Below are 15,908 nucleotides of genomic sequence, written 5' to 3'. Positions count from 1 at the left end.
CCCGTCCGGCGTACGGACGACACGCCCGGGCAGGTAGGTTCGAACCGTGAGCGAGAACACCCACGACAAGCTGCCCATCCGGATGCTCCACGACCGCGTCCTGGTCCGCTCCGACACCCCTGAGGGGGAGCGGCGCTCGGGCGGCGGCATCCTGATTCCGGCGACCGCGGCGGTCGGCCGCCGCCTTGCCTGGGCCGAGGTCGTCGCGGTCGGACAGAACGTCCGGACCGTCGAGATCGGCGACCGGGTCCTGTACGACCCCGAGGACCGTGCCGAGGTCGAGGTGCGGGGCGTGGCGTACGTCCTGATGCGCGAGCGCGACCTGCACGCGGTCGCCGCGGACCGCTTCCAGGGCGCCACGGACTCGACCGGTCTGTATCTGTAGATCCGCGGCTCCGAGCCGCACGGCAAAGGGCCTGGTGACTGCCGTCACCAGGCCCTTTGCCCGTTCTTTGCTACTCTGGAGCCACCCCGACGAGACGCGCCGTACCGGGTTCACGACAAGACGACGCACCCCTGTTGATCCGTCTCGCGGAGGTGTTCGTCGTCATGGCCTGGGTTCTTCTCCTCGTCGCCGGTCTGCTCGAGGTCGGCTGGTCGATCGGCATGAAGTACACCGAGGGCTTCACCCGTCTCTGGCCCAGCGTCTTCACCGCGGCCGGGATCGTCGCCTCGATGATGCTGCTCTCGCAGGCCGCCAAGACCCTTCCCATCGGTACCGCCTACGGCGTGTGGGTCGGCATCGGCGCGGCCGGTGCGGCGGTGCTCGGCATGGTGGTGCTCGGTGAGCCGGCGACCGCCGCCCGGATCTTCTTCGTCTGTCTGCTGCTCGTGGCCGTGGTGGGCCTCAAGGCGACCTCGGGTCACTGAGCGGAGCCGGAGGCGCCGCGTCCGGCGGCGGCCCGCCCGGCCCGCCCGGCCCGCCCGGTCCGCCCGGCCATCCCGGTTCCGCGGGCCGCATCGGCTGCGGGGCCCCGGCCGCCGCGGTCGGGTCCTGTTCCGGGCCCGCGGCCGGGCCCGCCGCCGGGCCGTTTCCCGGGCCGCCCACGGGGGCGCCCACCGGGGCGGGGGCCTGGGCCGGGAGCCGCGGGGCCTCCCGTACGGACTCCCGCACCGCTTCCCGTACGGCGGCGTCCTCGCGTACGGGAACGGCCTCCCGGATCTCCGGCCCCGTCGCCCGCGGGCCCGTCGGGCGGGGCCGCGCCGGCCTGCGCCCCGGCAGGCCCGCGCCCGGCCCCTCGTACCCCTCCGCCGCGTCCGGGTCGTTCGGCAGCGGCGGCTCCGGCGGCAGTTCCTCGGCGCCCTCCATCAGCCTCAGGTCGAACTCCTTCGGCGGAATGCCGGCGAGCGCCTCGCGGGTGAACCGGGCCCAGATCTCCGCCGGCGCCCCGCCGCCGTTGATCCGGGGCTGTCCGAGCGCCCCGTACAGCGGCAGCTGCCGGCCCGTCTCCGGGTCCTGGCCCATCATCGCGACGACGGTCGCGAGCTCCGGTGTGTAACCTGCGAACCAGGCCGCCTTGTCGTCCTCCGCCGTGCCCGTCTTGCCCGCGGCGGGCCGCCCGGCCGCCAGGGCCGCCGTGCCCGTACCGCCCTGGACGACGCTGCGCAGCACGGAGGTCGTGGTGTCGGCGGCCTCGCGCGTGACGGCCTGCCGGGTACCGCGCTCGCCGCCGTCGGAGCCGTCGCCGCCGTCGGAGCCCTCGGTGCCCTCGTAGTCCTCGGCGCCCGGCAGCTCGAACTCCTCCTGGTCCCGGCTGATCTTCTCGACGAGGGTGTACGGGCCGTGCCGGCCGTGGTTGGCGAGCGTCGCGTACGCCTGCGCGAGGTCCAGGACGCTCGCGGTGGCGGGGCCGAGCGCGATGGAGGGCGAGGCGGTGAGGTCGGGCGTCCGCCGCGGCAGGCCGAGCGCCACCGCGGTGTCCCGCACCCGGGCCGGGCCGACGTCGACCGCCATCTGCGCGTAGACGGCGTTCACGGACTCGTCGGTGGCGGAGCGCACGGTGATGGGGCCGTAGCTGGTGTCGTCCTCGTTGGCCGGGTCGTAGTAGCCCCCGCTCCAGCCCTGCACCGGGCGGCGGTTGTCGCCGTCGTACACGGTGTTGGGGGTGATCCGCTCGCCCTCCTGGGTCTGGGCGCCGTGCTGGAGCGCCGCGGCGAGCACGAAGGGCTTGAAGGTGGAGCCGACCTGGTAGTCGCGGCGCGTCGCGTTGTTGACGAACTGCCGGGTGTAGTCGATGCCTCCGTAGAGGGCGACGACCTTGCCGCTCGCCGGCTCGACGGCCGCGCCGCCGACCCGTACGAACCGGTCGGTGGGGTTGCCCTCCGGGTCGAGCTTCGAGGTCACGGCCTCGTCGACGGCCTTCACGAAGGCGTCCTGCCGGGCCCGTTCCAGGGTCGTGGTGATCCGGAAGCCGCCCGCGGCCAGCGTCTTCTCGTCGACGACGCCCGTCTCGGTGAGGTACTGCTCGACGGCCTGGACGAGGTAGCCGCGCTGCCCGGAGAGGCCGGCGGAGGCGCGCGCCGGCTGCGGGGCGGGGAACACGGCGGCGGCGCGCTCGGCCGGGGAGAGCCAGCCCTCGGTGACCATGCCGTCGAGGACGTAGTGCCAGCGGGCCAGCGCGCGCGCCCGGTTCTCGGGGTGGGTGGCGACGTCGTACGCGTTCGGCGCGTTGAGCAGCGAGGCGAGGTACGCGCCTTCGGCGGTGTCGAGGTCCTTGGCGTCCTTGCCGTAGTAGGCGCGGGCGGCGGCCTGGATGCCGTAGGCGTTGCGGCCGAAGTAACTGGTGTTCAGGTAGCCCTCGAGGATCTCGGACTTGTCCTTCTCGCGGCCCAGTCTGAGCGCGATGAAGAACTCCTTCGCCTTGCGGGTGAGGGTCTGCTCCTGGCCCAGGTAGTAGTTCTTGACGTACTGCTGGGTGATCGTGGAGCCGGACTGGCGGCCCTTGCCGGTGAGGGTGTTCCAGGTGGCGCGGAGCATCGCGCGGGGGTCGACGGCGGGCGAGGTGTAGAAGTCGCGGTCCTCGGCGGCGAGCACGGCGCGCTGCACGGTGAGCGGGACCCGCGCCAGGCTCACGTTCTGCCGGTCGACCTCGCCGGCCCGGGCGAGCTGCGTGCCGTCGCGGTAGAGGAAGAGGTTGGACTGGGCGACCGCGGTGGCGTTGGCGGCCGGGATGTCCACGAGGAGGTAGCCGGCGACGAGGCCGCCGAGCAGGAGCAGGGCGCCGAGCAGGGCGAGCCCGAACAGCCGCCGCAGCAGGCGCCGTACGCGCCCGCCGCGGCGCGGGCGCCCGGGTCCGCGTCCGCGGCGGCGGTTCGGGGGCGTGGCGGGAACGGTCGGGTCCCGTGGCTCCCAGGCGGCCGGCTCGGGTGGCAGGACCTCGCTCGTGTCGGAGGGCATACCGGATGAAGGGGACATAACACTACATCCTGCATGTGCGACGTCGAAAGTCTGCAAAACGACTCGACTCGGCGGGGTCCGTCCCACTAAGGTCGGGCGCTTTGGTGCGGGCGGACGGACGGACGACGGGCGGACGGACGACGGGCGGACGAGCGGGCGGACGGACGAGCGGGCGGACGGCGGACGGACGGACGGGCGGGCGACGGGCGGGTGAGGGGGGCGGGGGGTGCGGGTACGTCGGTCGGGGGCGCCGGGACCCGGGTGCCAGGGGCCGGCGGATGCACTGGCTGGGAACGAGCGGAACAGCGGTTGGACGAGGAAGAAGGAGCGGAACATGCTGCGGCTGTACGCCACCGTCGCCGCGGGTGGCTTCCGGCGCCATGCCACCTATCGGGTGGCCACGGCGGCAGGAGTGTTCACGAACACCGTCTTCGGCTTCATCCTGTCGTACACATACATAGCCCTCTGGGACGCCCGTCCCTCGCTCGGCGGATACACGATGTCCGACGCCCTCGCGTACGTGTGGATCGGCCAGGCGCTCATCACCGTCTGCGGACTGATGGGCGGGGGCTTCGAGGACGAGCTGATAGAGCGGATCCGAACGGGTGACATCGCGGTCGACCTCTACCGCCCTGCCGACCTCCAGACCTGGTGGTTCTCGGCCAATCTGGGCCGTTCGGCCTACCAGTTGCTCGGCCGCGGCGTGCTTCCGATGGTCTTCGGCGCCCTCGCCTTCGACCTCACCCTCCCGTCGAGCCCCTGGACCTGGCTCGCCTTCCTCGGCTCCGTGGCCCTCGGCTCGATCGTGAGCTTCGCCGTCTGGTATCTGGTCGCGATGAGCGCCTTCTGGCTGCTCGATGGTCAGGGCGTGGTCCAGGTCGCCTGGCTCGGCGGCCTGTTCTTCTCCGGGATGCTGCTCCCGCTGGCCGTCTTCCCGGGAACGCTCGGCGAGGTCGCGCGGGTGCTGCCCTGGGCGTCGCTGCTCCAGGTGCCGGCGGACGTGTACCTGGGGCGGTACGAGGGCTGGGCGCTGCTCGGCGCGTTCGGGTTCCAGGCCTGCTGGGCGCTGGTGCTGCTCGCGGCGGGGCGGGTGGCGCAGGCGGCGGCGACGCGGAAGGTGGTGGTGCAGGGTGGCTGAGCCGCTGAGTACGGCGGGTGAGGCGTGGCGCCCGAACAGCCGTGAGGTGTCCCCGTCCTGGCGCCCGTACCGTACGGCGGCCGAGGGCTGGCGCACGTACCGGATGGTGGCGGCGATGTGGATCCGCTCCACCCTGACCTACCGCACGTCCTTCGTGCTGACCCTCTTCTCCAACCTCGTCGTCACCTTCTTCGACTTCGTCGTGATCCTCCTGATGTTCGGTCAGGTGCGGGGCCTGGGCGGCTTCTGCTTCGCCGAGGTCGCGTTCCTCTACGGCACGAGCGGGACCGCCTTCGGTCTGGCGGACCTCGTGATGGGCTCGCTGCCGAAGATGGGCAAGCGGGTGCGCGACGGCACGCTCGACACCTTCCTCCTCCGCCCGGCGCCCGTCCTCGCGCAGGTCGCGGCCGACCGCTTCGCGCTGCGCCGGCTGGGCCGGATCACCCAGGGGCTGATCGTCCTGGTCTGGAGCCTGGTGCTGCTCGACGAGGTGACGTGGACGCCGGTGAAGGTGCTGCTGGTGCCGGTGATGCTGCTGAGCGGGGCGGTGATCTTCGCCGCGGTGATGGTGCTCGGCGCGTCGGTGCTGTTCTGGATGCAGGACGCGGCCGAGGTGACGAACTCGTTCACGTACGGCGGCAACAACCTGCTCCAGTACCCGCCGACGATCTTCGCCCAGGACCTGGTGCGGGGCGTCGTCTTCGTCGTACCGCTCGCCTTCGTCAACTGGCTGCCGGCCCTGTACGTCCTCGGCCGGCCGACGCCGGAGGGAGTGCCGGGGTGGACGGCGTTCGCGTCACCGCTGGTGGCGGCGGTGTGCTGTGCGGTGGCGGGCTGGGCGTGGCGGAGGGGCCTGCGTTCGTACCGCTCGACGGGAAGCTGAGGAGGGGGGCGGAGACGGCGCGGATGAGGAGGCGACTGAGGTGAGTGAGGGAACTGAGGCGACTGGAGATGGCTGAGGTGATGGAGGCGACTGGAGACGGCTGAGGCGACTGAGGCGACTGAGGTGAGTGGAGATGGCTGAGGCGACTGAGGTGACTGAGGCGACTGGAGATGGCTGAGATGCCCTTCATCGAGGTGGACGACGTACGGAAGTCCTTCACGGTCCGCCGCAGGAGCGGGTTCCTGCGGCGCGAGCGGCGGGAGGTCCGGGCCGTCGACGGCATCTCCTTCGCCGTGGAGAAGGGGGAGATGGTCGGCTACATCGGCCCGAACGGGGCCGGGAAGTCCACCACCATCAAGATGCTCACCGGCATCCTCACGCCCAGCGGCGGCCGGCTGAGCGTCGCGGGCATCGACCCGTCGCGGGAGCGGACGCGCCTCGCCCGCCGCATAGGCGTGGTCTTCGGCCAGCGCACGACTCTGTGGTGGGACCTGCCGCTGCGGGACTCGTACACGCTGGCGCACCGTATGTACCGCATCCCGGACGCCCGCTTCCGGGAGAACCTGACCCGCTGCGTGGACCTCCTGGAGCTGGGCGACCTGCTCGACGTGCCGGTGCGCCAGCTTTCCCTCGGCCAGCGGATGCGCGGCGACATCGCGGCGGCGCTGCTGCACGAGCCGGAGGTGCTGTACCTCGACGAGCCGACGATCGGCCTGGACGTCGTGTCGAAGGCGAAGGTGAGGGAGTTCCTGCGGGAGCTGAACGCGACGCGGGGCACGACGGTGCTGCTGACCACCCACGATCTGACGGACATCGAACAGCTGTGCCGCCGGGTGATGGTCATCGACCACGGCCGCTTGATGTACGACGGCGAGCCGGCCGGCCTGCACGAGGCGGGCGGCGGCAGCGAACGCGTCCTCGTGGTGGACCTGGCCCGCGAGACGCCGCCGATCGAGGTTCCGGGCGCGCGTTTCGTACGGGCGGAGGGCCCGCGCCAGTTCCTCGCCCTCCCGTCCTCCTCCTCGGCGGCCCCGGTGGTGGCGGCGGTGGCCGCGGCGTACCCGCTGGTGGACCTGTCGGTGCGGGAGCCGGACATCGAGACGGTGATCGCGAAGATGTACGGAGGAACTTCGCGTGCGGCCGGGGAGTCAGTCAGGTAAGGAGGTGAGGTGGTCGTGATGGCGATGGGGTTGGCGATGCCGAGGGCGATGCCGAGGTCGATGTCGAGGTCGAGGCCGAAATCGAGGTCGACGGAGACGGTGACGGCGACGGCGACGGCGACGGCGACGGCGACGGCGACGCGATGGTGACCTTCACGTACACGGCGGCGGACGAGGAGAGGAGCAGGGGCGTCCGCCGGATGAAGCGCCTGGCGACGGGCCTGCTGGCACTGGTGGCGGCGGTGTACGCCCTGGCGACCTGGGGCGAGAACGCCGGCGCGGGCGCGTGGGCGGGCTATGTGGCGGCCGCCGCGGAGGCGGGCATGGTGGGCGCGCTGGCGGACTGGTTCGCGGTGACGGCGCTGTTCCGGCGCCCGCTCGGGCTGCCGATCCCGCACACCGCGATCATCCCGACGAAGAAGGACCAGCTGGGCGCGTCGCTCGGCGACTTCGTGGGCGAGAACTTCCTGTCCGCCGACGTCGTACGGGGCCGGCTGCGCGGCTTCGGCATCGCGCGCCGTCTGGGGGAGTGGCTGGCCGACCCGGCCCACGCGGACCGGGTCACGTCGGAGCTGGCGACGGCGCTGCGGGGGGCGCTCACGGTCCTGCGGGACTCCGACGTCCAGGCGGTGGTGGGGGAGGCGATCACCCGCCGGGCGGAGGCGGCGGAGGTGGGCCCGGGCCTGGGCAAGACGCTGGAGAAGATCGTCGTGGACGGCGCGCACCGCAGGGCGGTGGACCTGATCTGTGCGCGGGGGCACGACTGGCTGGTGACGCACCGGGCGTCGGTGATGGAGGCGATCGAGGGCGGGGCGCCGGGCTGGACCCCGCGCTTCGTGGACCGAAGGGTGGGCGAACGCGTCTACAAGGAGCTCCTCCGCTTCGTGACGGAGATGCGGGACATGCCGGCGCACCCGGCGCGGGGTGCCATCGACCGGTTCCTGACGGACTTCGCGGCCGACCTCCAGGCCGACACGGACACGCGGGCCCGCGTCGAACGCCTCAAGTCGGACATGCTGGCCCGCCCGGAGGTGCAGGACATCATCGCCTCGGCCTGGTCGTCGGTCCGCGGGCTGATCCTGGCCGCGGCGGAGGACGACCAGAGCCAACTCCGCCGCCGCGCCCGCGCCTCCCTGATCTCCCTGGGCCAGCGCCTCTCCTCGGACGACCGCCTGCAGACGAAGGTCGAGGGCTGGGCGGAAGAGGCCGCGGCCTATGTCGTGACCACCTACCGCACCGAGATCACGTCCCTGATCACGGACACGATCGCGGGCTGGGACGCCACCCAGACCTCGAAGAAGATCGAGGCCAACATCGGCCGCGACCTCCAGTTCATCCGCATCAACGGCACGGTGGTGGGCGCACTGGCGGGGCTGCTGATCTACACGGTGAGCAAGGTGGCGGGGGGCTAGAGCGGCCTCAGTGGCCTCGGTGGCCGTGGGGCGACCCGGCTTGGGAGACGAGGGCGCCACGGCCCGCGTCAGCCTGCCTTACGCGTCACGGCGTACGCGGTCCCCGCCATGGCCCCGGCCACGGAGAACACCGCGGGCCAGGCCCCGATCTTCTTCGCGAGCGGGTGCGACCCGGCGAAGGCACCCACGTACGCGGCCGTGAGCCCGGCCGCCGCCTTCCCACCAGCCACCTGCTGCCACTCCCGCGCAGCCACCCCACCCGCCACAGCGAGCACCGCACCCCCGAGCGGCCGCTTCTTGGTCCACCGAGCGACGGCGTACCCACCGACGAGACCGGCGGCGGCGATGACGGGGGAGAGGGTGCGGGGCATGGGTGGCGCCTTTCGCCGGGAGGGTCGAACGTCACTGACTGATCAATATTTGGCCAGGGATGGCCGAATGATCGATGAGTCGACCAAATGGGTTCACTTTATTGGCAACATGTTCGCATGGCTGCCTATAGAGCTGTCTTCGGACACATCGGTGACATCCTTCCCGGCACACACTTCGAGTCGCGTAAGCACGTCAAGGCGGCCGGCCTTCATAAGGAAGAGCAAGCGGGCATCTCGTGGGGGCGGGATGGTGAACACCGCCGTGTTGCCGACGCAATCGTTCTGAACAACGGATACGAGGACGATCGCGACGATTGGGACGAGATCCTCTATACGGGAGCCGGCGGGCGTAATCCCAACACGGGGCGTCAGGAGTCCGACCAGACCTGGGATAACGCAGGGAACGACGGACTCCGAAACAGCGAGTTACTCGGTCACCCCGTGCGAGTGATCAGAGGATCGGAGGGAAACCGTGACTACTCACCTGCGTCTGGTTACCGCTATGACGGGCTGTATCGGCTGACGGATCATGCTGAGGAGACGGGCAGTGCCGGCTTTCGGATCCTCAGGTTCAAGTTGCGTCGGCTGCTGGATGACCAGCAGGAGCTGACCCCGCTTGAACAGCAGGTTGACGACCTCGTTCACGGTGCGGCGCCGCGCAAGACTGCGACGGTTGAGCGCATCGTGCGGGATACGGCAGTTGGGCGCCGTGTGAAGCAGTGGTACGGCCATCGCTGCCAAATCTGCCGCTTGGCGCTGCCTGTAGGCCCCGACGGTAAGAGCTACGCAGAAGGGGCCCACATTCAGGCTCTTGGCCCGGCAGGCGGTCCGGACGTCGAAGGCAACGTGCTCTGCCTGTGCCCCAACTGTCATGTCCGCCTTGACCGTGGGGCCATATACCTGACCGATACCTTCCAGGTTGTTGACCGGTTTTCGACGCCTGAGACGTCCGCGGCAAGCCCGCTATGGATACATCCCGAGCACGACATCAAGGGGCGGTTTGCTCGCGCTCACCGCCGGTTCTGGAAGATCATCGAATCGCTGGAAGAGCGTTGACCCTCTCGCTCTGCTGATGCGCAGTACGGGGCATCTCGGCAGCGAGCTTGCCCCGCACTGCTACGTCTCAGCCCGCCTCGCCCCCGTGGCACTCCCCGTAAGTCCGACCCGATCCGCACCAGCACGCCTCCGTCCGTCCCGGGGGCCAGGGCAGGGCGCGGCCGCGGGCTGCCAGGGTTGTTGCGTACTGGGGGAGGAGGTCCGGGTTTGCCGGGGTGGAGGATTCCGAGGCGGCGAAGGCTTCGTAGGAGGGGACCGTGGCCGGGACGATGCCCAGGTTCGGGGTGCCCGACTGGGCGAGTTCGCGGAGGGAGGCCTCGATGTCCGTGAGGTGGGCGCGGTAGGTGGGGTACTCCGCCTCCAGTTCCGGGTACGCCGCCAGGAGCTCGTCCAGTTCCCGTTCCGGCCAGTGGAGGACCGCCACCGGGAAGGGGCGGGAGAGCGCCGTGCGGTAGGAGCCCAGCTCCGAGCGGAGGCGGGTGATCTCGGCCCGGAGTTCCGCCGGGTCCGACGAGCCCAGGGCCCACAGGCGCTTCGGGTCGTGCAGCTCGTCCAGGGGGACGTCCGCCGTGTGGAGGCGGTCCGCCAGGGTGTCCCACTCGTCGTGCGGCAGGCCCATCGCGCGGCGGACCCGGTGGCGGCCCGACAGGAGGGACTGCACCGCGTAGGGCACCTCGTCGCCCGCCACCAGCAGGCGTGCCGCCTCCGTGAACGTCGCCTCGGCCTCCGCCGGCTCGTCGTGCGCCTCCAGCGTCTCCGCCACGATCTCCCACGGCGCCGGCTCCTCCGGGCGGGCGCGCCGCACGCCCTCGATGATCGCCCGCGCCTCGGCCTCGTGGCCGTACTCCCACAGGTTCGCCGCCTTCAGGGCCCTGATCAGGTGGGGGGCGGTCGGGGACGGGGCCGCGAGCAGGTCGTCGTACAGCGTCGTCGCCCGTTCGCGTTCGCCCGCCAGTTCCAGGTGGGCCGCCGCGCGCAGCAGCAGCGGTTCGCGGTCCTCCGGGTACCGCCCCGCGGTGCGGAGCAGGCGCTCGGCTTCGGTGGTGTGGTCGGCAGGCGTGTTGGGGCGCATGTCGACACCGTACTGCTGTACGGCCCTGGAGAGTTGGCGCTCCAGCGCCTATCGTGCCCGCCGTGCGAGCGAGAGTGCGCGGCCCGGTTCCGGTCGTCGTCCAGACGCGCCGGCGGCGCGGGGCCGTCACCCGCGTCCTGTGGACCTCCGCCGAAGCCCTCGTCACCTGCGGCGTTCTCGTACTCCTGCTGGTCGTGCACCAGCTGTGGTGGACCAATCAGCAGGCCCGCGCCGGGGCGGTCGAGCAGGTGCGCAACCTCGAGCGCCAGTGGGACTCCTCACCTCCGGTCCCGTCATCTTCCGGCGAGTCATCTCCTGGTGAGTCGCCTCCCGGGGAGTCACCTCCCGGTGGCCCGTCCCCAGGTGCGTCGCCAGGAGGCGACTCGGCCTCGGGGGCGTCCCCTGGGCTGTCCTCTCCGGGCGCGTTCCCGTCCGGAGACGCTTCTTCCGGTCGCAACAGCCCCTCCGCCTACGCCGTCCTCCGCATCCCCCGCCTCGGGCTCTCCGTCCCCGTCGCCCCCGGTGTCGGCAAGCGCAGCGTGCTCGACAAGGGCTACGCCGGGCACTACCCCGGCACCGCCCAGCCCGGCCGCACCGGCAACTTCGCACTCGCCGGGCACCGCAACACCCACGGCGAGCCCTTCCGGTACATCAACCGGCTCCAGCCCGGCGACCGGATCACCGTGCGGACCCGCCAGGGCACCCACACCTACCGCGTCGACCGGATCCTGCCGCAGACCTCGCCCCGCGACACCGGCGTCATCGCACCCGTGCCCCGCTCCCTCTACAAGCCGTCCTACGGGTACGACCGGCCCGGCGCCTACCTCACCCTCACCACCTGCACGCCCGAGTACACCTCCACCTACCGGCTGGTCGTCTGGGCCAGGCTCGTCGTCGGCCCCTAGCCGTCAGGCCCAGCCGTCGGTCCCTGGCCGTCAGCCTTTAGCCGCCGGTTCCTAGCCGTCAGCCCCTGGCCGCCGCCAGGGTGACCGCCGCCCCCGCGAGGCCCAGCGCCGCCGACGCGACCAGCGCCGTGTCCGGGCCCGCCGTCGACAGGGCCAGGGCGAGCGCCACGCCCGCCGACGAGCCGATGTAGCGGGCGGTGTTGTTCGCGCCGGAGCCCATCGCGGCCCGTTCCGGCGGTACGGAGTCGACGGCGAGGCGGGGCAGGGCGGCGTTCAGCAGGCCGCTGCCTGCCCCCGCGACCAGCAGGCCGACGAGCAGGCGCGGCCAGTCCGCCGTGCCCTCCACCGCACCGAACAGGACGAGCACCCCCGCCGTCGACAGGACGAAGCCCAGGGCCAGCTGGTACGCGGCCGGGATCCGGCCCGCGAGCCGCCGGACCTGGAGCGCCACCATGAACGCGGTGCCCGACCAGAACAGGAACAGCCACGCCGTCGTCAGCGGCGCCATGCCGGTGCCTCGCTGGAGCAGCGCCGGCAGCACGCTGAAGAAGCCGATCACGGCGAGGCCCGTGAACAGCGCGCCCGCCGTCGCCGCCCGGAACGCCGGCCGCCGGAACAGCGCCAGGTCGATCATCGGCGCCGCGCCGCGCCGCTCGACCAGCGCGAAGGCCGCCGTCAGCGCCACCGCGGCGAGCAGCAGCAGGCCCACGGACGGGCGCAGCCAGCCGTCCCTGCCCAGGGTCAGCGCGGTGAGGAGGGCAGCCAGGGCGAGCCCGAGGGTGAGCGCGCCGGCCAGGTCGGGCCGCCCCGCGCGCGGGGCGCGTGACTCGGCGAGGGTACGGGCGCCGAACGCGGCCACGAGCAGGGTGCCCGCCGCCAGTGCCTCGTACGTCCACCGCCAGCCGGCCAGCCCGCCCAGCCCGCCCGCGAGCAGCGGACCGAGCGCGATGCCCGCGCTCACGAACGCGCCCCACACCCCGGTGGCCCTGATCCTGGCCGCGCCGCCGGGATGGGCGTGGGCGATCAGCCCGAGGCTCGCGGCGAGCACGGCGGCGCTCGCCGCTCCCTGGGCGATACGGGCGAGGGTGAAGGTGAGCGTGGAACCGGCGAGGCCGCCGAGAGCGGTGGTGAGGCCGAGGCCGAGGGTGCCGAGGAGGAAGACCCGGCGCCGCCCGTGGTCGTCGGCGAGGCTGCCGGCGACGAGGAGGACGACGGCGAGGCCGAGCGGGGTGCCGTTGAGCAGCCATGCCTGCGCGGAGGCGGGGGTGCCGAAGGCTCGGGCCAGGGCGGGCAGGTCGAGCATCGGCGCCGTGTAGTTCATCAGCGCGAGCGTGGTGGCGGCGCTGGTGACGGCGAGCGTCGCGCCGGGGCGACCTGCCTCGGGACGACCCGCCCCGGGACGACCTGACCCGGGGCCGGGCCTTTTCCCTGCGGCCGGCCCTGCCCCTGCGCCCTCAGCAGCGGCATTCGTGGCGTCGGTGGCGTCAGCGGGGCCCGTGGCGTCAGCAGGGCCGGTGGCGTCGGTGGCGGCCTTGGGCATAGCGGGACCTCGGCTTCGGTGAGTCCGCGGAGGTGCGGAGGGTTCGTTCACTGAACCTTGCATGCGGGTCACCGTAACAGCTCAGGTTCATTCATTGAACCCATCCCGCTACACTCGTCCCCATGGCCCTCGGCAAGGACTACGCGAACCAGCACTGCTCCATCGCCCGCGCCCTCGAAGTCGTCGGCGAGCGGTGGACCCTCCTCGTCGTGCGCGACGCCTTCTACGGCGTCCGCCGCTACAACGACTTCCTCGTCCACCTCGGCGCCCCCCGTGCCGTCCTCGCCGCCCGCCTCCAGGCCCTCGTCGACGTCGGCGTCCTGGACAAGCGCCGCTACCAGGAATCGCCGCCGCGCGACGAGTACGTGCTGACCGAGCGCGGCATCGGCCTCTGGCCCGTCCTGCGCGCCCTCGGGCTCTGGGGCCGCGAGGCGCTGCCCGACACGCTGCCGATGCGGTCCTTCCACCACGTCGACTGCGGCGGCGAACTCGGCCCGTGCAACGAGTGCCCGACCTGCGGGATCACCGTCCGCCCCGGCGACATCGAGATGCGGCCCGGTGCCGGTCTCGACCCCGACCCGGCCGATCCGGTCAGCCGCGCCCTGCTGAAGCCCCGCCGGCTGCTCGCCCCGCTGGAACTCTCGCCACCCGAGAACCGTCGTGTATAACGAACGGAACGGATGCGATCGGTGAAAGGAGGATGAGATGCTCGGCGACCTGGTCCTGCGTGTCCTCGCGCCGCTGCTCGTCCTCCTCGCCGTCGCCGACCTGCTTCTCTCCGACGGAGCCGGTCTCTCCACCACCGTCGCCGTCGCCGCGACCGCCTTCCTCTGCGCCCTCGTCGGCGGCGCCCGTACGGCTCTGCCCGTACCGCCCACCCGGGTGCGCACCGCCCTCCGCGACCGCGCCCGGCGCACCGCCTTCCTGCCGCAACGCGACCCCGACGCCTCGGGCCGCCGCAGGCCCAGGGCACCCGGCCGTCCCCTCCTGACGGCCGCGTAGGGGTCCCGAGCACCTCCGTACGAGTCACGGGTCACGAGTCCTGCGTGCGACTCGTACCAGTCGTACGAGTCGCACGCACGAGTCCTCGGTACGAGTCCTCGGTACGAGTCCTCGGTACGACTCCTCCACGCGGTTCCGTCCTGCCGAAATCCGCTTCCTTCCCGGCACGACGAGACCCCACGGAGGGCTCCCATGTCCGTTTTCGCTTCCCTGGTCGAGCAGCTCGCCGACCTGCTCCAGCCGCTCTTCGCCACCGCCTCCACCGCCGCCGCCATCGTCCTGTTCACGATGGCCGTACGGCTCGCCGTCCACCCGCTCTCCCGGGCCGCCGCGCGCGGTCAGAAGGCCCGCACCCGGCTCGCCCCGCAGCTCGCCGAGCTGCGCAGGAAGCACGCCAAGAACCCCGAGCGGCTGCAGAAGGCCGTGATGGAGCTGCACGCGAAGGAGAAGGTCTCGCCGTTCGCGGGCTGCCTGCCCAGCCTGCTCCAGGCGCCCGCCTTCTTCCTGATGTTCCACCTGTTCTCCAGCGGGCGGATGGCCGGTCACAGCCTCTTCGCCGCCCCGCTCGGCGACCACTACGCCGACGCCCTCGCCCACGGCGGGGTGTTCGGCCCGGCCGGCCTGGTCTACCTCGCCCTGTTCGCGCTCGTCGCCGCCGTCGCCACGTACAACTACGTGCGGACCAAGCGGCAGCAGCAGGCGGCGCCGGCGGTCGCCGACCCCGGCCAGCCGGGCGCCGCGCTCGCCGCCGGCATGGCCCGCTGGCTGCCGCTGCTCTCCTTCGCGACCCTGATCTCGGTCGCCGTCGTGCCGCTGGCCGCCGCGCTCTACATCGTCACCAGCACCACCTGGAGCGCGGTCGAGCGGGCCTTCCTCTACCGCGACATGCCCGCCGCGGGAGCCCTGGCGGCGACCGTCTAGCGGCGCCCGCGCGGACCCGGGTTACTCGCGCGTAAGGGTCCAGGGTGTGAACGGGGTCTTGCAGAGTGCCCTTTTCTCTTGGAGGATCGACCAATCCTCCGATGGCCGCACTCCATCGGCCGGGGCACTCCAAGGCCCGCTCCACGGGCCACCTCGACCAGAGGAGAAGACCATGAAGCTGCTGCGTGTCGGCCCGGCCGGGGCCGAGCGGCCTGCCCTCGTCGACCAGGACGGGACGCTGCGCGACCTGTCCGCGCTGGTCGACGACATCGACGGCACCCTGCTCGCCGACGGCTCGGCGCTCGACCGGATCCGCGCCGCGCTCGGCGCGGGCGTGCTGCCCGCCATCGACCCGGCCGGCCTGCGGATCGGCCCGCCGCTCGCCCGCATCGGCAAGGTCGTGTGCATCGGGCTGAACTACCACGGTCACGCCGCCGAGGTGGGAGCCGCCGTACCGGAGGAGCCGGTCGTCTTCCTCAAAGCCGCCGACACCGTCGTCGGGCCCGACGACACCGTGCTCGTACCGCGCGGCTCGGTGAAGACCGACTGGGAGGTCGAGCTGGCGGTCGTCATCGGCCGCACCGCCCGCTACCTGGAGACGGACGAGGAGGCGCTCGCCCACGTCGCCGGATACGCGGTCGCCCACGACGTCTCCGAGCGCGAGTTCCAGATCGAGCGCGGCGGCACCTGGGACAAGGGCAAGAACTGCGAGACCTTCAACCCGCTCGGTCCGTGGCTGGTCACCGCCGACGAGATCCCCGACCCGCAGGACCTCGGCCTCAGGCTGTGGGTCAACGGCGAGCTGAAGCAGGAGGGCCACACCTCCGACCAGATCTTCACCGTCGCCCAGGTGGTCCGCTACGTCAGCCGCTTCATGACCCTGTACCCCGGCGACGTCATCAACACCGGTACGCCCGCCGGCGTCGCCATGGGCCAGCCCGAGCCCAAGCCGTACCTGCGCGCGGGCGACGTCGTCGAGCTGGAGGTCGAGGGGCTCGGACGCCAGCGCCAGGAGCTGAAGAGCGCCTGACACCCGGGAGGGCGTGAGGCG

At 72.2% G+C, this 15,908-nt stretch carries 16 protein-coding genes and 1 riboswitch; of the genes, 12 read left to right on the top strand and 4 right to left on the bottom strand.

Annotated features, from left to right (window positions below; all coding sequences use genetic code 11):
- The first annotated feature begins 46 nt into the window (after positions 1-46).
- Together ACFWJO_RS10185 and ACFWJO_RS10180 are read left to right on the top strand one after the other, a co-directional pair.
- Positions 47-385: a GroES family chaperonin gene (locus ACFWJO_RS10185; protein ID WP_384409048.1), complete on the top strand. Its 339-nt coding sequence runs from the start codon at positions 47-49 to the stop codon at positions 383-385.
- Between the two features lie 64 nt (positions 386-449).
- Positions 450-515: riboswitch (guanidine-III (ykkC-III) riboswitch) on the top strand.
- Positions 516-549: 34 nt separating this feature from the next.
- Positions 550-870, top strand: coding sequence for a DMT family transporter (locus ACFWJO_RS10180; RefSeq protein ID WP_376637475.1), 321 nt, complete (start codon positions 550-552; stop codon positions 868-870).
- Here the strand turns inward: ACFWJO_RS10180 and ACFWJO_RS10175 are convergent.
- Positions 848-3,415: a transglycosylase domain-containing protein gene (locus ACFWJO_RS10175; RefSeq protein ID WP_386864268.1), complete on the bottom strand. Its 2,568-nt coding sequence runs from the start codon at positions 3,413-3,415 to the stop codon at positions 848-850. The two genes, ACFWJO_RS10180 and ACFWJO_RS10175, sit on opposite strands and share 23 nt — an antisense overlap.
- A 319-nt stretch (positions 3,416-3,734) precedes the next feature.
- Between ACFWJO_RS10175 and ACFWJO_RS10170 the strand changes: the two genes are divergently transcribed.
- From ACFWJO_RS10170 to ACFWJO_RS10155, 4 genes are all read left to right on the top strand, one after another.
- Positions 3,735-4,535: an ABC transporter permease gene (locus ACFWJO_RS10170; RefSeq protein ID WP_386864356.1), complete on the top strand. Its 801-nt coding sequence runs from the start codon at positions 3,735-3,737 to the stop codon at positions 4,533-4,535.
- Positions 4,536-4,638: 103 nt separating this feature from the next.
- Positions 4,639-5,418, top strand: a complete 780-nt coding sequence (locus ACFWJO_RS10165; protein ID WP_386864355.1) for an ABC transporter permease — start codon at positions 4,639-4,641, stop codon at positions 5,416-5,418.
- Positions 5,419-5,588: 170 nt separating this feature from the next.
- Positions 5,589-6,578 carry an ATP-binding cassette domain-containing protein gene (locus ACFWJO_RS10160; protein WP_386864267.1) on the top strand — a complete coding sequence of 330 codons (990 nt, stop codon included), beginning with the start codon at positions 5,589-5,591 and terminating at the stop codon, positions 6,576-6,578.
- 143 nt (positions 6,579-6,721) lie between these two features.
- A complete protein-coding gene (locus ACFWJO_RS10155) occupies positions 6,722-7,990 on the top strand; it encodes a DUF445 domain-containing protein (RefSeq protein WP_386864266.1) in 1,269 nt (422 codons plus the stop codon).
- Positions 7,991-8,058: 68 nt separating this feature from the next.
- Here ACFWJO_RS10155 and ACFWJO_RS10150 read toward each other — a convergent pair whose 3' ends face one another.
- On the bottom strand, positions 8,059-8,361 hold the full coding sequence (locus tag ACFWJO_RS10150) for a hypothetical protein (RefSeq protein ID WP_384409056.1): 303 nt from the start codon (positions 8,359-8,361) through the stop codon (positions 8,059-8,061).
- Positions 8,362-8,478: 117 nt separating this feature from the next.
- On the opposite strand from ACFWJO_RS10150, the gene ACFWJO_RS10145 reads away from it, so the two are divergent.
- Positions 8,479-9,417: a YDG/SRA domain-containing protein gene (locus ACFWJO_RS10145; protein ID WP_386864265.1), complete on the top strand. Its 939-nt coding sequence runs from the start codon at positions 8,479-8,481 to the stop codon at positions 9,415-9,417.
- Between the two features lie 67 nt (positions 9,418-9,484).
- On the opposite strand, the gene ACFWJO_RS10140 is transcribed toward ACFWJO_RS10145, so the two are convergent.
- Complete coding sequence (locus ACFWJO_RS10140; RefSeq protein ID WP_386864264.1) at positions 9,485-10,489, bottom strand: SEC-C metal-binding domain-containing protein; 1,005 nt, start codon at positions 10,487-10,489, stop codon at positions 9,485-9,487.
- A gap of 62 nt (positions 10,490-10,551) precedes the next feature.
- On the opposite strand from ACFWJO_RS10140, the gene ACFWJO_RS10135 reads away from it, so the two are divergent.
- Entirely contained in the window at positions 10,552-11,394 is an 843-nt protein-coding gene (locus tag ACFWJO_RS10135) for a class E sortase (protein WP_386864263.1), read from the top strand.
- Positions 11,395-11,452: 58 nt separating this feature from the next.
- Here ACFWJO_RS10135 and ACFWJO_RS10130 read toward each other — a convergent pair whose 3' ends face one another.
- Positions 11,453-12,934 carry an MFS transporter gene (locus ACFWJO_RS10130; protein ID WP_386864262.1) on the bottom strand — a complete coding sequence of 494 codons (1,482 nt, stop codon included), beginning with the start codon at positions 12,932-12,934 and terminating at the stop codon, positions 11,453-11,455.
- A gap of 122 nt (positions 12,935-13,056) precedes the next feature.
- On the opposite strand from ACFWJO_RS10130, the gene ACFWJO_RS10125 reads away from it, so the two are divergent.
- The 4 genes from ACFWJO_RS10125 (at position 13,057) to ACFWJO_RS10110 (ending at position 15,887) form a co-directional block, all read left to right on the top strand.
- Positions 13,057-13,602, top strand: coding sequence for a winged helix-turn-helix transcriptional regulator (locus ACFWJO_RS10125; protein ID WP_386864261.1), 546 nt, complete (start codon positions 13,057-13,059; stop codon positions 13,600-13,602).
- A gap of 37 nt (positions 13,603-13,639) precedes the next feature.
- The gene (locus tag ACFWJO_RS10120) at positions 13,640-13,936 is read left to right on the top strand and encodes a DUF6412 domain-containing protein (RefSeq protein ID WP_384409094.1); all 297 of its coding nucleotides are present in this window, start codon (positions 13,640-13,642) and stop codon (positions 13,934-13,936) included.
- Between the two features lie 192 nt (positions 13,937-14,128).
- Positions 14,129-14,857 carry a YidC/Oxa1 family membrane protein insertase gene (locus ACFWJO_RS10115; RefSeq protein ID WP_386864260.1) on the top strand — a complete coding sequence of 243 codons (729 nt, stop codon included), beginning with the start codon at positions 14,129-14,131 and terminating at the stop codon, positions 14,855-14,857.
- A 172-nt stretch (positions 14,858-15,029) separates the two neighbouring features.
- Positions 15,030-15,887, top strand: a complete 858-nt coding sequence (locus ACFWJO_RS10110) for a fumarylacetoacetate hydrolase family protein (RefSeq protein WP_385692444.1) — start codon at positions 15,030-15,032, stop codon at positions 15,885-15,887.
- Positions 15,888-15,908 lie beyond the last annotated feature (21 nt).

This window comes from Streptomyces sp. NPDC127092 (assembly GCF_042722475.1).
GTDB lineage: Bacteria > Actinomycetota > Actinomycetes > Streptomycetales > Streptomycetaceae > Streptomyces.
This window is presented reverse-complemented; position numbering and strand designations above follow the sequence as displayed.